Origin of the sequence: Stenotrophomonas sp. (assembly GCF_036662295.1) — a bacterium.
In the GTDB taxonomy this organism is placed as follows: Bacteria; Pseudomonadota; Gammaproteobacteria; order Xanthomonadales; family Xanthomonadaceae; genus Stenotrophomonas.
The window spans coordinates 1-14334 of the sequence record NZ_JAVWXA010000018.1; the positions used below are offsets into that span (position 1 = coordinate 1).

Below are 14334 nucleotides of genomic sequence, written 5' to 3' on the forward strand. Positions count from 1 at the left end.
CGGGATGAACACCTGGTAGCGGTGGGTCTGCCCGTCGAGCGTGACCGCGCGGGCCTCGAACCGGCCCACGTCGCCACGGGGCGGCGCGCACCCGCTCAAGGCCAGCATCGCCATCGCCCACAACAGCCAGCCCGCGTGTCGTCGTGCCATTGCCCATCCTCGACTGGAATCGTTTTCAGTCTAGGCCGCCGGCCGCCGCCAGGCATCTTGCAGTGCGTCAGTGTGGGCGCGGCGCGGCGGCCAGGATCGCCATCTGCTCGATCGCCTCGGGATGGCCGTCGGCGGCCGCGGCCTGCACCTGGGCCAGGCTGGGGTGCACCACCAGCAGGATCGGGTTCTCGCACTGCGGGCAGTCGAACTCGGCCTCGTCCTCGTGCAGTTCCATCGGCATCTGCCGCGCGCTGCCCTGCCACTCGCAGGCGGGGCAGGTGTGGGTCTGGTCGCGCCAGCCGGGCAGGAAGTAGTTGTCCAGGGTCAGGGCCATGCGGGGTGCTCGTCAGTGCAGCAGGATCAGGGTGGCCAGGCCGAGGAAGCTGAAGAAGCCCATCACGTCGGTCACCGCGGTCACCACCACGGTGCCGGCCACGGCCGGGTCCACGTTCATGCGCTTGAGCAGCAGCGGCAGCAGCACCCCGGCCAGGGCGGCGGCGCAGAAGTTGATGATCAGCGCCAGGGTGATCACCAGCGACAGCAGGAAGCTGTGGAACCACAGGAAGGCGATGATGCCCACCACGGTGCCGATCAGGGTGCCGTTGATCAGCGCCACCCGCGATTCCTTCCACAGCAGGATGCGCGCGTTGCTCTGGCCCACCTGGCCCAGCGCGATGCCGCGCACCATCAGGGTCAGCACCTGCACCGCGGCATTGCCGCCGACACCGGCCACGATCGGCATCAGCACGGCCAGCGCGACCACCTTCTGCAGGGTCAGCTCGAACTGGCCGATCACGGTGGCGGCCAGGAACGCGGTGCACAGGTTGATGCCCAGCCAGACCACGCGGCCGCGCACGGCGCGCTTGATCGGCGAGAATAGGTCTTCCTCCTCGTCCAGGCCGGCGGCGCCCAGCGCCTGGTGCTCGGCCTGCGAACGGATGATGTCCACCACGTCATCGATGGTGATGCGGCCGAGCAGGATGTTGTTGTCATCCACCACCGGTGCCGACACCCAGTCATGATCGGAGAACTGGCGCGCCACTTCCTCGGCGCTCTCCCCGACATCGATGGCCGGCTGCTCGTCGTCGATCAGCCGGTTGATCGGGGTGTTGTCCTCGTGGGTCACCAGCGAGGCCAGCGACAGGCGGCCCAGGTACTGGTGACGGCGGCTGACCACGAACAGGTGGTCGGTGTGGTCGGGCAGTTCGCCGCGCAGGCGAAGGTAGCGCAGCACGACGTCCACGTTGACGTCGGCGCGCACGGTCACCACGTCCGGGTTCATCAGGCGGCCGGCGCTGTCCTCGGGGTAGGACAGCACCTGCTCCAGCCGCTCGCGGTTCTCGCGGTCCATCGACTTGAGCACTTCGTCGATGACCGTATCGGGCAGGTCTTCGACCAGGTCGGCCAGGTCATCGATGTCCAGGTCTTCGACCGCGGCGATGATCTCGTCCGGGTCCATGTCGGCCAGCAGGCTTTCGCGCACTTCTTCGCCGACGTGGACCAGCACCTCGCCATCGTCTTCCGGATCGACCAGCCCCCACACGATTTCGCGCTTGCCCGGCGGCAGCGATTCCAGCAGGTTGCCGATCTCCGCCGGCGCAAGCGTGTTGACCAGCCGGCGCACCGGCCCCAGTCGCCCGCTGTCCAGTGCATCGGACAACAGCCGCAGCTGGCGTGCCGTCTTGTCGTGGCGTACGGCTTCGGCCATGGGCAGCTCCTGCGGAAAAGAAAAGGCCGCTATCCCGGGAAGGATGCGGCATCGGCGGTGGTCAGCGCGTCATTATCGCGTGGTTGTGTGTCAATCGGGTAGGGCGCAGACGGCGATGCGCGTGGGACGCACGCATTCAACGCCGGTCGTGCCGGCCGCTGGCCGGCTCCGCATGAACCTTCGGAACGGTATGCGTGGTTGCCGGCCAGCGGCCGGCACTACCGGGCCTTTTCCAGCCAGCGCTCGATGCCGCGGCGGTCGCGGGCGGCCAGCAGCTTCGGCGCCATCGCCTGCAGCACCGACAGGTCGCTGTCGCGGATCGCGCGGCGCACTTCCAGCAGCGTGCCCGGGTGCAGGCTGAACTCGGTGAGGCCCAGGGCCAGCAGCATCGGCGTCATGCGCGGGTCGCCGGCGATCTCGCCGCAGACCGCCACCGGGATGCCATGCTCGCGGCCGGTGCGCAGGATGTGCGCAAGCAGCCGCATCACCGCCGGGTGCAGCGGGGAATACAACTCGCCCACTGCTTCGTTGTTGCGGTCGGCCGCCAGCAGGTACTGCACCAGGTCGTTGGTGCCGATGGACAGGAAGTCGACCAGGTCGATGAAGCTCTCCAGCGCGATCGCCGCGGCCGGCACTTCGATCATCGCCCCGAACGGGATGTGCTCGGCGACCTCATGGCCTTGGGCGCGCAGCAGCGCGGCCTGCCTGGCCATGCGCCGGCGCACGGCGAGGATTTCCTCGCGGGTGCTCACCATCGGCAGCAGGATGCGCAGCTTGCCGTAGGCCGAGGCGCGCAGGATCGCACGCAGCTGGGTATCGGCCACGGCTGGCCGGGCCAGCGACAGGCGCACCCCGCGCAGGCCGAGCGCGGGATTTTCCTCGTTGCTCAGGGTCAGCCCGGTGCGGTCGGCCTTGTCCGCGCCCAGGTCCAGGGTGCGGATGGTGACCGGGCGCCCGCTCATGCCCAGCGCCGCGTCGCGGTAGGTCTCGAACTGCTCCTGCTCGTCGGGCAGTTCATTGCGCTGCAGGAACAGGAATTCGGTGCGGTACAGTCCCAATCCGTGCGCGCCCAGCGCATGGGCCTGGGTGACGTCCTCGCTGGATTCGGCATTGGCCAGCAGCGCGATGTCCACGTTGTCGCGGGTGCGCGTGGGCTTGGTCCGCAACCGGCCCAGCTCGCGCTGTTCGCGCGCATGCTCGCGCAGGCGCACGCGGTAGTCGCGCAGGTCGGCCGCCTGCGGGTTGATGGTGACCGTACCGTCGCTGCCGTCCATGATCAGCACGTCGCCGTCGGCGACCTTCTGCAGCACGTTGGCCACGTTGACGATCAGCGGCAGGTGCAGGCTGCGCGCCAGGATCGCGCTGTGCGAGAGCGCGCTGCCCCCGGCGGTGACGATGCCGACCACGCCATGGGCCTGCAGCTGGGCCAGCTCGGAGGGGGCGATGTTGTCGCAGACCAGGATCTCCCCGGCCATGCCCTTCACGTCCGGCGGGCGCTTCTGCAGGAAGGCGTGGATGCGCCCGATCACATGGTCCAGGTCGTCCATGCGGCTCTTCAGGTAGGCATCGTCCATGCCATCGAAGACCTTGGCCAGGCGGTCGCGCTGCACGCGCAGCGCATAGCCGGCGCTGTAGGGGCCGCTGCGGATCAGCTCATCCAGCCCGAACAGCAGCTCGGGGTCGTCCAGCAGCAACGCGTGCAGGTCCAGGAACTCGCCGGCCTCCTGGTTCAGCGCGCCCTGCAGGCGCTGGCGCAGGTCGTGCATTTCCGCACGGGCCGCGTCCACGGCCTGGTGCAGGCGGGCCAGCTCGGCCTCGACCTTGGCCGAGGGGATGCGTTGTTCGGCCACTTCCAGGGCATGCGGCAGGCGCACCCGGGCACGGCCCAGCGCATTGCCGCGCGAGGCGCCGTGGCCGGCCAGCAGCAACGCGCCGGAGGCGGTCCGCGTCGGCGTGCCCGTGCCCGGTCGCGACGGCTGCCCCGGCATGCTCAGCTGTCCTCGTCGAAGCGCCGTTCGAACAGCCCCACCACCGCGTCCATGGCGGCCGCTTCGTCTTCGCCGTCGATGCGCACGGTGACCGGGGTGCCCTGGGCGGCGGCCAGCAGCATCACGCCCATGATGCTCTTGGCGTTGATCTCCCGGCCCTTGGCGGCCATGGTCACGTTGCAGCGGAACGGGGCCAGCTCCTGCACCAGCTTTGCAGTGGCGCGGGCGTGCAGCCCCAGGCGGTTGGATACGGTGAGTTCACGTTCAAGCATCGTCGACAATCGCTCCATTGCGAGTGCCTGCCGCGGCAGTGGCAGGTAGTTGATCCAGTCCCTGTTCCGGATAATTCATCACCCGCAACAACATCGGCAGGCTAAGCGCCGAAACCCGGCGAGCCGGGGTGCCCAGACGAGCCAGTTGCCCGGCCAGATTGCTGGGGCTGGCGCCGTACAGGTCGGTCAGGATCAGCACGCCCTGGCCACTGTCCACCCGGCGCAAGGCGGCCGAGGCGAGTGGGAGCAGGACGTCCAGGTCTGCGTCGAACGGTACTTCGAAAGCTTCGGTCTTCAGCGGCAGGTGCCGCAGCAGCCGGGTCGCCACCTCCAACAGGGAGGTGCCAACACCGGGATGGGTTACGAGGAGAATGCCACAGGTCATCTTCGAACGTTAACAGGTCAACATGAATTGGGGGTAGGGGTAAGCCGCACGCGGCTTACCCCGGGTAGCACCCGACCGTGGGTCGGGTGACGTCAAAAAAGGCTTTTTCGCACACGGCCGCCAATCCCACGACAATTCTGTGTTCCAGATGGGGCTCGCCCGCGCGCTCAGTCCTGCTCGCGGTGGAAGGTGGCTACTTCGGCCCAGCCCTGGTCGCGGGCGTGCCGGGCCATGCGCTCGGCCATGTACACCGAGCGGTGCTTGCCGCCGGTGCAGCCGAAGGCCACGGTCACGTAGCTGCGGGTGTCATTGCCCAGGCGGGGCAGCCAGGTGTCCAGGAACTCGGTGAGCTGGGCGGCATAGCGCTGCACGTCCGGCTGGGCATCCAGGTGCTCGCGCACGCCGGCATCGCGCCCGGTCAGCGGACGCAGCGCCGGCTCCCAGTGCGGGTTGGGCAGCACCCGCACGTCGAAAACGAAGTCGGCCTCGGCGGGCACGCCACGCTTGTAGGCGAAGGACTCGAACAGCAGCGAGAGCTTGTTGCCATGGGTCAGCGCGAACTCGGTCACCACCTTGCGGCGCAGCTGGTGCACGTTGAGGCTGGTGGTGTCGATGACCGCGTCGGCGGCGCGGCGCAGTGGGGCGGTCAGTTCGCGCTCGCGGGCGATCGCCTCGGGCAGGGACAGGCCCAGCTGGCTCAGCGGATGGCGGCGGCGGGTGTCGGCGTAGCGCTTGAGCAGGGTTTCATCGGTGGCATCGAAGAACAGCAGCTGCGCCTCCAGGCCGGCGGCCTGGGCTTCTTCGCGCCAGTGCGAGAGCTGGCTCAGGTCGCTCTGGCCACGCACGTCGATGCCCACGGCCAGCCGCCGCGGCGCGGCCGCATCGTGGCCGGCCAGCAGGCTGCGCACGAAATCGGGCAGCAGGTTGATCGGCAGGTTGTCCGAGCAGTAGTAGTCCAGGTCTTCCAGGGTCTTCAGCGCGACCGTCTTGCCCGACCCGGACAGGCCGCTGACGATGATCAGCGTGGCAGAGGCCGGGGCGGAGGCGGGGGCGGGGGTGTTCATGGCGTTCGTCGTTCCAACAGGTTGCTGTGGCGGGCGATGAACATCGCCGCGGGGTCGATACCCTTGGTACGTAGAATGTGCAGCCGGGTGGCCGCCTCGGTCAGGACCGACAGGTTGCGGCCGGGCATCACCGGCAGGGTGATCAGCGGCACGTCCAGGTCCAGCACGTGGCGGGTGCCCGAATCGCCGGTGAGGCGCTCGTAGCCATAGGCACTGGGTTCGGTCATGGGCTTGGTCAGGTGCACGATCAGCCGAAGGTACTTGTTCTTCTTTACCGCTGTATCACCGAACATCTCGCGCACGTTGAGCACGCCCAGGCCGCGCACTTCCAGCAGGTCCTGGAGCAGCTCGGGGCAGGTGCCGTCGAGCACGTCCGGGGCGATCTGGGTGAACTCGGGGGCATCGTCGGCCACCAGCCGGTGCCCGCGGCTGAGCAGCTCCAGGGCCAGCTCGCTCTTGCCCGAGCCGGCCTCGCCGGTGATCAGCACGCCGATGGAGTAGATCTCCATGAATACGCCATGCAGGATCACCCGCGGCGCCAGGGTGCGGGCCAGGTGGTAGGACAGGTGGTTGAGCAGCTCGTGGCCGCGCTTGGGCGAGATCCACAGGGGGGTCTGGGATTCGTCGGCGGCCGCGCGCAGATCTTCCGGGCAGGCCTGGTTGCGGGTGATCACCAGCGCCAGCGGGTGCGAATGCATGATCCGCTCGATCGTCTCCCAGCGCTGGCGCGAGTCCAGCGAGTCCAGCCAGGACAGCTCCTCGGTGCCCAGGATCTGCACCTTGTTGGGGTAGATCGCATTGAGGTAGCCGGCCAGCGACGGGCGCCGGGAGACGGTGTTGCCCGCCTCCAGTTCGCGGCGCTCGCCCTGCTGCCCGGCGATCCAGCGCAGGGCCAGGCGGTCGCGCTGCTGTTCGAACAGCTCACGCGCGGTGATGCTGGTATTCATGCGGCGCTCGCCGGCGGGGGGAATTCGATCACCTGACGCAACGCCTGGCCATCGCGCGCTTCGCGCAGCGCCTGGCGGATGGCGGGCTCGGAAAACAGCTCGGCCAGCTCGGACAGCAGCATCAGGTGTTGATGGGTGTAATGGGCCGGTACGGCGATGGCGAACACCAGGTCCACCGGCTCGTCGCCGCCGAAATCGACCGGGGTCTCCAGTCGCAGCAGGGCGCCGCGGGGGCGTTCCAGCAGGGGCGCGCGGCCGTGCGGGATGGCGATGCCATGGCCGATGGCGGTGCTGCCCAGCTGCTCGCGCTGGCACAGGTTCTGGTAGATCTGCTCGGCGTTGGCTTCGCGGCAGGCCAGCAGCCGGGCGGCGGCGAGCAGTACGCTGTCGCGATCAGCGGCCGGCAACACTTGCGTGCGCACGGCCGCCAGAAGATCAGTCAAGGGCATGTCGGGGGAAGAGCGAGGACGTCAGTCGTCATTGTCGCCCACAGGCAGCGGTGCGTGCTGCTGTTTTTTCTCCTTGTGCTTGATGACAAGGCGGTCCAGCTTGTCGGCCAGGATGTCGATGGCCGCATACATGGTCTGGCCGCCGGCCTCGGCGTGCAGGGTCTGGCCGGGGACGTTGGCGCTGGCATCGACGTGATGCTCGTTCTTGCGCAGGGCAAGGGTCACGCGCACCTCGCAGTGCTGGTCGAAGTGCTTGCCCAGGCGCTGCAACTTGGTTTCCACGTACTCCTGCAGGGCCGGGGTGACTTCTACATCCTTACCAAACGTCTCGATGCGCATCGGGTTTCTCCTTTGTTCGGATTTGCCAATGAACCTTCCGCCAGGCGCGGTGGAGCGTCAGACGATTCTTACCCGTTCGTGCGAGGCGGAAATGTTCATGGCCTCACGATACTTCGCCACGGTGCGGCGCGCCACCGGTATTCCCGAGGTCTTGAGCAGGTCAGCCAGCTTGGCGTCAGAAAGCGGCTTGCGCGGATTCTCGGCGTCGATCAGGCGCCGGATCATGGCCTGGATGGCGGTGCTGGAAGCTTCCCCGCCGCTGTCGGTGTCGATGCCCGAGGCGAAGAAGGCGCGCAGCGCCACGGTGCCGCGCGGGGTGCGCACGTACTTGCGGGCGATGGCGCGGGAAATGGTCGATTCGTGCAGGCCCAGTTCGCCGGCCACCTCGCGCAGGGTGAGCGGGCGCAGCGCCTGCTCGCCGAACTCCAGGAACGCGGCCTGCTGCTGCAGCAGGCTGCGCATCACCCGCAGCAGGGTCTCCCCGCGGGCTTCCAGGCCCTTGAGCAGCCAGCGCGCTTCCTGCAGGTGGGCGCGCAGGTAGCCGGCGTCGGCTTCGCCGCAGCGCCGGATCATCTGCTCGTAGCCGCGGTGGATCACCACCTTGGGCCCGGCATGGGCGGCCAGGGCCGCGCGCCAGACCCCGTTCTGGCGCCAGACCACGCAGTCGGGCACCACGTAGCTGTCATGGGCGAGCTCGCCGATCTGGGTGCCGGGGCGCGGGTCCAGCGAGCGCAGCAGCTGCACGGCGGTGTCCACCTCGGCCAGCGGCGCGCGCAGCTCCTGGGCCAGCCCGGCCACGCCGCTGCGCGGCAGGCGCTCCAGCGGGCCGTCGGCGATGCGCCGGGCCAGGGCCAGGCCGGGGGTGTCGGCGGCCAGCACGTCCAGCTGCAGCTGCAGGCATTCGCCCAGGCTGCGCGCGCCGACCCCGATCGGGTCGAAGCGCTGGATCTGGTGCAGCACGGTGAGGATGTCCGCTTCATCGGCATGAATGGCCGGCAGCAGGGTCTCGGCGATGGCCGACAGCGGTTCGCGCAGGTAGCCGTCGTCCTCGAAGGCGTCGATCAGCGCCGCGCCGATGCTGCGGTCGCGCGTGGACAGGTGCGACAGGTGCAGCTGCCACAGCAGGTGGTCGACCAGCGATTCGGTATCGGCCACGCGCTCGGCGGCGCTGCTGTTGTCGTCGTCGTCATCGAAGGAGCCGCTGCTGCCGCTGCTCCAGTCGCTTTCGCCGGGGGCCCAGTCATCGGTGCCGGCCGGCGCGCGCTCGCCGGCGGCCTCGGGCGGGCTGTCGGCGGTGTTGTCCTCGTTCTGCCCGGGGGCGCCGTCGGTGGCCGGCTCGGCGTTCTCGGCCCAGTCCAGCAGGGGGTTGGTTTCCACCGCCTCGGCGATTTCCAGCTCCAGTTCGGCGCTGGACATCTGCAACAGCTTGATGGCCTGACGCAGCTGCGGCGTCATGACCAGTTGTTGCCCCAGCGATGTCTGCAGCCGTGCTTTCATGCCTGTGCCGAACGAAGGGAAGGCGCTGCGACGGCCGCCGGTCAGAGCTTGAAGGTGTCTCCAAGGTAGACGCGACGGACGTCGGCATTGTCCAGGATCGCGTCCGGTGCTCCCTGCGCCAGCACGCTGCCTTCGTTGAGGATATACGCGCGGTCGCAGATTCCCAAGGTTTCGCGCACATTGTGGTCGGTGATCAACACCCCGATGCCGCGCTGCTTGAGGTGGGTGACGATGCGCTGGATCTCCCCGACCGAAATCGGGTCCACGCCGGCAAAGGGCTCATCGAGCAGGATCAGGCGCGGGCGGGCGGCCAGCGCGCGGGCGATTTCGCAGCGGCGGCGCTCACCGCCGGACAGGCTGGCGCCAAGCTGGTCGGCCACGTGGCCGATCTGCAGCTCATCCAGCAGCGAATTCAGCTCCTTTTCGCGGCCGGCCTTGTCCAGGTCCTCGCGCAGTTCCAGCACCAGGCGGATGTTGTCGGCCACGGTCAGCTTGCGGAACACCGACGGTTCCTGCGGCAGGTAGCCCACGCCCTGCTTGGCGCGGGTGTACATCGGGTCGGCGGTGATGTCCTTGCCGTCGAGCACGATGCTGCCCGCGTCGGCTTCGACCAGGCCCACGATCATGTAGAAACAGGTGGTCTTGCCGGCGCCGTTGGGGCCGAGCAGTCCCACCACTTCGCCGGCCTCCAGGGTCAGGCCGAAATCCTTCACCACTTCGCGCTGCTTGTAGCGCTTGCGCAGGCCCTTGGCGACGAGCATTACTTCTTGCTCCCGGCAGCGGGGACGGTGGTCTTGGTGGCCGGACCGGCCGCGGCCTTGTTCTTGGGCGGGATCACGGTGCGCACGCGGGTGCCGTCGCCGCCGCTGTTCATTTCGCCGGTGCGGGTGTTGTAGGTCATCTTCTGGCCGGCGTTGGTGCCGCGCGCGCTCTTGACGTGGTAGTTGCCGGTGAGCACCAGCACCTCGGCCTTGATGTCGTAGTCGATGCGGTCGGCGCTGGCATCCATCCAGCTGCCGTCGTCGAGCTGCTGCTTGAGCTTGGCCTGCTTGCCGGTGAACACCGCGCGCACCGCCTCGCCGTCCTTCATGTAGATCTCGGCATCGGAGGAGCGCAGGTCCAGCGTGCCCTGGGTGATGGTCACGCCCTGGGACAGGGTGGTCTTGCCATCGCCGATCAGGGTGCCGGTCTGGGCGCCGGCATCGATGGTCATGTCCTGGTCGCGGTCGGTGGACTTCGCGCTGGCCAGGCCAGGGGCCAGAAGACTGATCGCGCAGGCGGCTGCAAATAGGATCTTCATGAAAGGGGTCTGTCCTGCGAAGGTGGGGGTCGAGGTCCGGCGGCTGCCGGGCCAGGGGGTCGGGGGCTACGGTGCCCGGCGCCGCTGGGTGGCGTCGCCAGGGCGTCGGCTCAGCGTCTGGGCGTGTAGCGGCCCTTGGACTGGCTCAGGAAATGATACGTCTTGCTCTTGGAATCCAGCTCGAACCCGACGCCGGACTGGGTCATGCCCGGGCGGGTCATGGTGACCAGTGCGTCGGTCTTGGCGCTGTTCTGCCTGGGAAAGACGTCCAGATGGTCGGTGCGGAAGGTGGTCGGGGGCACGTTGCCCACCTTGGGGCTGTCGCCGCTGACGTTGCCGGTGAGCTTGAGCTGGTCGCCCTTGGCGCTCACCCAGCCCTTTTCGCTGCGCAGCTCCCAGTGGTTGCCCTCGTTGTCGGGCAGCAGGAACAGCGGGGTGGCGATGGACATGGTTTCATCGCTGCGCGAGCGCTCCAGCAGCGGCGCCTGCAGGGTGGTGGATTCCTTGCCCTGGTCATCCAGCGCCACGATCTGGAAATCGTGCAGCACATAGTCCTTGGTGCCGTCGTCGGTGACCTCGGCAGCGGGCTTGTCGCGGTGGCGCAGCAGCGACCAGCCGCTCAGCAGCGCGGCGACCAGCAGCAGCCCGCCCAGGGCGGTGCGCCAGCTCATGCGCCGAACCTCGCCAGCACCGCGTCCACCTTGCCCTGCGCGGCCAGCAGCACGTCGCACAGCTCGCGTGCGGCGCCACGGCCGCCATCGGCACGGGTCTGCCAGTGCACGCGTTCGGCGATCCAGGGGTGGGCATTGGCCGGCGCCACCGCCAGGCCGACCGCGCACAGCGGGGCCAGGTCGGGCAGGTCATCGCCCATGAAGGCGACCTGGTCCAGGCCGATGCCGTGGGTGTCGCACAGCGCGCGCACGCTGGCCAGCTTGTCGCCGACCGCGATCTGGGTGTCGATGCCCAGGTCCGCGCCGCGCTTGAGCGCGGACTGGCTGTTGCGCGCGGTGATCAGCACCGGGTGGATGCCGTGTTGTTGCAGCAGTTTCAGGCCAAGTCCGTCCTGCACGTAATACGCCTTGCTCTCGTTGCCCTCACGGTCGTAGTAGAGCCGACCGTCGGTGAGCGTGCCGTCCACGTCGAAGCAGGCCAGCCGGATGCGGCCGGCGATGGCATGCAGGTGGGACGGGAAACCGGGCAGCGGGGAATAGGGCATCGTCAGGTCGGGGCGCTTGGCTGAATGAGGGAAGGGCACTGTGGTTTAAACCACCCGCGCCCGCAACAGGTCATGAATATTCAGCGCGCCGACCAGCCGGCCGGCCTCGTCGACCACCATCAGGCCGGTGATCTTGTGGGTTTCCATCAGCCGGGCGGCCTCGGCGGCAAGCTGGTCGGCGCCGATGGTGCGCGGGTTGCGGGTCATCACCTCGGCGATCTTCGCGCTGCGCACGTCCAGCGCGGTATCCAGGGCGCGGCGCAGGTCACCGTCGGTGAACAGGCCGATCAGGCGCTGGTCGGCATCCACCACCGCGGTCATGCCCAGCCGCTTGCGGCTCATCTCCACCAGCGCCTCGCTCAGGCTGGCCTCGGCCCCCACCTGCGGCAGCTCCTCGCCGCTGTGCATCACATCGGTGATGTGCAGCAGCAGGCGCCGGCCCAGGCTGCCGGCGGGGTGCGAGCGGGCGAAGTCGTCGGCGGTGAAGCCACGCGCGTCCAGCAGCGCCACCGCCAGCGCATCGCCCATGGCCAGCGAGGCGGTGGTGCTGGAGGTCGGCGCCAGCGCCAGCGGGCAGGCCTCGGCCGGCACGCTCACGTCCAGGTGCACGTCGGCGGCCTGGGCCAGGCTGGACCCGGGCCGGCCGGTCATGGCGATCAGCCGGTTGCCCTGGCGCTTGAGCACCGGCAGCAGCATCAGCAGTTCGTCCGACTCGCCCGAGTAGGACAGGGCCAGCACCACGTCGTCCTCGGTGATCATGCCCAGGTCGCCGTGGCCGGCTTCACCGGGGTGCACGTAGAAGGCCGGGGTGCCGGTGGAGGCCAGCGTGGCGGCGATCTTGCGCGCCACGTGGCCGGACTTGCCCATCCCGGTGGCCACCACCCGGCCCTTGCCGTGCAGGACCAGCTGGCAGGCCTGGCTGAAGGCATCACCGAGGCGGTCGGCCACCGCGGCCAGGGCGTCGGCCTCGATCTGGAACACGCGGCGGCCGCTGGCGACCAGGGCCGCAGCGTCGGCCGGGTGGGGGAGCAGGGGCGATACAGCCATGCGGGCGCCACGCGGAAGAGTAGAATGGGCGCTCATTTTATTAGGAAAGCCCGTTGGACGCCGAGACCATCCGCAATCTGATCGAAACCGGCCTGCCGGGCGCCCGCGCGGACGTGCAGGGCGACGATGGCGTGCACTTCGAGGCCACCGTGGTCTGCGACGCCTTTGCCGGCAAACTGCCGCTGGCGCGCCACCGCATGGTCTATGCCACCCTGGGCGATCTGATGGGCGGGGCCATCCACGCGCTGGCGCTGAAGACGGTGACCCCGGCCGAAGCGGGCTGATCCGCCTTCCCACGGTCGGCGCTGCTGCCGACGACCCCAGCCGGCCCCCGGTCGGCTCTCCCTCATTCCAATGTAGGTTCCATGGCCAAGATCGTAGTGACCGGCGGCAAGCCGCTGCACGGTGAAGTGAACATTTCCGGCGCCAAGAACGCCGTCCTGCCCATCCTGTGCGCCACCCTGCTGGCCGATGCGCCGGTGGAAATCACCAACGTGCCGCACCTGCACGACGTGGTGACCACCGTGAAGCTGCTCGGCGAGCTGGGCGCCAAGGTCACCATCGACCAGGGCACCCTGTCGCGCGGCAGCGCGATCGTGGTCGACCCGCGCCCGGTCAACCAGCATGTGGCGCCCTATGAGCTGGTGCGCACCATGCGCGCCTCGATCCTGGTGCTGGGCCCGCTGCTGGCCCGCTTCGGCGCGGCCGAGGTGTCCCTGCCGGGCGGCTGCGCGATCGGCTCGCGGCCGGTGGACCAGCACATCAAGGGCCTGCAGGCGCTGGGGGCGGAGATCGTGGTGGAGAATGGCTTCATCAAGGCCACGGCCAAGCGCCTGAAGGGCGGCCACTTCACCTTCGACATGGTCAGCGTCACCGGCACCGAGAACGTGCTGATGGCCGCGGTGCTGGCCGAGGGCACCACGATCCTGGACAACGCGGCGATGGAGCCGGAAGTCACCGACCTGGCGCACTGCCTGATCGCGCTTGGCGCGAAGATCGAAGGCCTGGGCACGGCGCGCCTGGTCATCGAAGGCGTGGAAACGCTGTCCGGCGGCCGTCATGAAGTGCTGCCCGACCGCATCGAGACCGGCACCTTCCTGGTGGCCGCGGCGATGACCGGCGGCAAGGTCACCGTGAACCGCGCCCGGCCCAACACGATGGACGCGGTGCTGTCCAAGCTGGTCGAGGCGGGGGCGAAGATCGAGACGACCGAAGACAGCATCACCCTGGACATGGAAGGCAAGCGGCCGCGCGCGGTCAACCTGACCACGGCGCCGTACCCGGCGTTCCCGACCGACATGCAGGCGCAGTTCATGGCGCTCAACTGCGTGGCCGACGGGGTGGGCGTGATCAACGAGACGATCTTCGAAAACCGCTTCATGCACGTCAACGAGCTGCTGCGCCTGGGCGCGGACATCCAGGTGGAAGGGCACACGGCCATCGTGCGCGGCGCCGAGCACCTGAGCGGCGCGCCGGTGATGGCGACGGACCTGCGCGCGTCGGCGTCGCTGATCCTGGCGGGGCTGATGGCCGAGGGTGACACGACGATCGACCGGATCTACCACCTGGATCGCGGCTACGAAAACATCGAAGAAAAGCTGTCCTCGCTCGGTGCAAGCATCCGGCGCGTGACGGCATGATCCTGCGCGGCGCTTTCACCCGTCGTCGCAAGGCGCTGCTGGTGATCGTGCTGGTGGTGCTGGCGTGGCTGGGCTACGCCTGGTATGCCGACATCGCCATCACCCAGGGGATCGAACAGCAGGACATGGACTGGAACGCCGATGGCACGGTGAGCCGGACCGAGGTGATGCAGGCGTTCTATGCGGTGGCGGTCAAGAGCACGCAGGAAGGCAACCGGCATTGCCGCAGCTTCTACTGGCGCGGCAGCGGCGAGCAGATCCGCGTGGACTGCAAGACGGTGTTTGGCGACGAAGCCAGGAAGGAATGATGAAAACGCCCGCGCAAGCGGGCG

Annotated in this window: 18 protein-coding genes; 3 read left to right on the plus strand and 15 right to left on the minus strand. The window is 68.8% G+C overall.

Annotated elements, in window-relative coordinates:
- Window positions 1-217 precede the first annotated feature (217 nt).
- The 15 genes from RSA25_RS05445 to RSA25_RS05515 all read right to left on the minus strand — a co-directional run bounded on the left by RSA25_RS05445 (window position 218) and on the right by RSA25_RS05515 (window position 12362).
- Entirely contained in the window at window positions 218-484 is a 267-nt protein-coding gene (locus tag RSA25_RS05445; RefSeq protein ID WP_332807888.1) for a hypothetical protein, read from the minus strand.
- 12 nt (window positions 485-496) lie between these two features.
- Window positions 497-1858, minus strand: coding sequence for a magnesium transporter (mgtE, locus tag RSA25_RS05450; protein WP_332807889.1), 1362 nt, complete (start codon window positions 1856-1858; stop codon window positions 497-499).
- A 218-nt stretch (window positions 1859-2076) separates the two neighbouring features.
- Window positions 2077-3846, minus strand: a complete 1770-nt coding sequence (gene ptsP / locus RSA25_RS05455) for a phosphoenolpyruvate--protein phosphotransferase (RefSeq protein WP_332807890.1) — start codon at window positions 3844-3846, stop codon at window positions 2077-2079.
- A gap of 2 nt (window positions 3847-3848) precedes the next feature.
- A complete protein-coding gene (locus RSA25_RS05460) occupies window positions 3849-4118 on the minus strand; it encodes an HPr family phosphocarrier protein (RefSeq protein ID WP_332807891.1) in 270 nt (89 codons plus the stop codon).
- On the minus strand, window positions 4111-4503 hold the full coding sequence (locus tag RSA25_RS05465; protein WP_332807892.1) for a PTS fructose IIA subunit family protein: 393 nt from the start codon (window positions 4501-4503) through the stop codon (window positions 4111-4113). Before RSA25_RS05465 ends, RSA25_RS05460 begins: the two co-directional genes overlap by 8 nt.
- Window positions 4504-4670: 167 nt before the next feature.
- Window positions 4671-5567, minus strand: a complete 897-nt coding sequence (rapZ, locus tag RSA25_RS05470) for an RNase adapter RapZ (RefSeq protein ID WP_332807893.1) — start codon at window positions 5565-5567, stop codon at window positions 4671-4673.
- Window positions 5564-6514, minus strand: a complete 951-nt coding sequence (hprK, locus tag RSA25_RS05475) for an HPr(Ser) kinase/phosphatase (protein ID WP_332807894.1) — start codon at window positions 6512-6514, stop codon at window positions 5564-5566. Before hprK ends, rapZ begins: the two co-directional genes overlap by 4 nt.
- Window positions 6511-6963: a PTS sugar transporter subunit IIA gene (locus tag RSA25_RS05480; RefSeq protein WP_332807895.1), complete on the minus strand. Its 453-nt coding sequence runs from the start codon at window positions 6961-6963 to the stop codon at window positions 6511-6513. The genes hprK and RSA25_RS05480 overlap by 4 nt, the downstream gene beginning before the upstream one ends.
- Window positions 6964-6984: 21 nt before the next feature.
- Window positions 6985-7302 carry a ribosome-associated translation inhibitor RaiA gene (gene raiA / locus RSA25_RS05485; RefSeq protein WP_332807896.1) on the minus strand — a complete coding sequence of 106 codons (318 nt, stop codon included), beginning with the start codon at window positions 7300-7302 and terminating at the stop codon, window positions 6985-6987.
- Between the two features lie 57 nt (window positions 7303-7359).
- Window positions 7360-8799, minus strand: a complete 1440-nt coding sequence (locus RSA25_RS05490) for an RNA polymerase factor sigma-54 (protein WP_332807897.1) — start codon at window positions 8797-8799, stop codon at window positions 7360-7362.
- Window positions 8800-8840: 41 nt separating this feature from the next.
- Window positions 8841-9560 carry an LPS export ABC transporter ATP-binding protein gene (gene lptB / locus RSA25_RS05495; RefSeq protein WP_332807898.1) on the minus strand — a complete coding sequence of 240 codons (720 nt, stop codon included), beginning with the start codon at window positions 9558-9560 and terminating at the stop codon, window positions 8841-8843.
- A complete protein-coding gene (lptA, locus tag RSA25_RS05500) occupies window positions 9560-10099 on the minus strand; it encodes a lipopolysaccharide transport periplasmic protein LptA (protein WP_332807899.1) in 540 nt (179 codons plus the stop codon). The genes lptB and lptA overlap by 1 nt, the downstream gene beginning before the upstream one ends.
- A gap of 110 nt (window positions 10100-10209) precedes the next feature.
- Entirely contained in the window at window positions 10210-10770 is a 561-nt protein-coding gene (gene lptC / locus RSA25_RS05505; protein ID WP_332807900.1) for an LPS export ABC transporter periplasmic protein LptC, read from the minus strand.
- Window positions 10767-11315 (minus strand): HAD hydrolase family protein, encoded by a 549-nt coding sequence (locus RSA25_RS05510; RefSeq protein WP_332807901.1) that lies wholly within the window; start codon window positions 11313-11315, stop codon window positions 10767-10769. Before RSA25_RS05510 ends, lptC begins: the two co-directional genes overlap by 4 nt.
- Window positions 11316-11360: 45 nt before the next feature.
- Window positions 11361-12362 carry a KpsF/GutQ family sugar-phosphate isomerase gene (locus RSA25_RS05515; protein ID WP_332807902.1) on the minus strand — a complete coding sequence of 334 codons (1002 nt, stop codon included), beginning with the start codon at window positions 12360-12362 and terminating at the stop codon, window positions 11361-11363.
- A gap of 53 nt (window positions 12363-12415) precedes the next feature.
- Between RSA25_RS05515 and RSA25_RS05520 the strand changes: the two genes are divergently transcribed.
- The 3 genes from RSA25_RS05520 to RSA25_RS05530 all read left to right on the plus strand — a co-directional run bounded on the left by RSA25_RS05520 (window position 12416) and on the right by RSA25_RS05530 (window position 14310).
- Complete coding sequence (locus tag RSA25_RS05520) at window positions 12416-12646, plus strand: BolA family protein (RefSeq protein ID WP_313246431.1); 231 nt, start codon at window positions 12416-12418, stop codon at window positions 12644-12646.
- Window positions 12647-12727: 81 nt separating this feature from the next.
- Window positions 12728-14002, plus strand: coding sequence for a UDP-N-acetylglucosamine 1-carboxyvinyltransferase (gene murA, locus RSA25_RS05525; RefSeq protein WP_332807903.1), 1275 nt, complete (start codon window positions 12728-12730; stop codon window positions 14000-14002).
- Entirely contained in the window at window positions 13999-14310 is a 312-nt protein-coding gene (locus RSA25_RS05530; RefSeq protein WP_332807904.1) for an EF-hand domain-containing protein, read from the plus strand. The genes murA and RSA25_RS05530 overlap by 4 nt, the downstream gene beginning before the upstream one ends.
- Window positions 14311-14334: the final 24 nt, after the last annotated feature.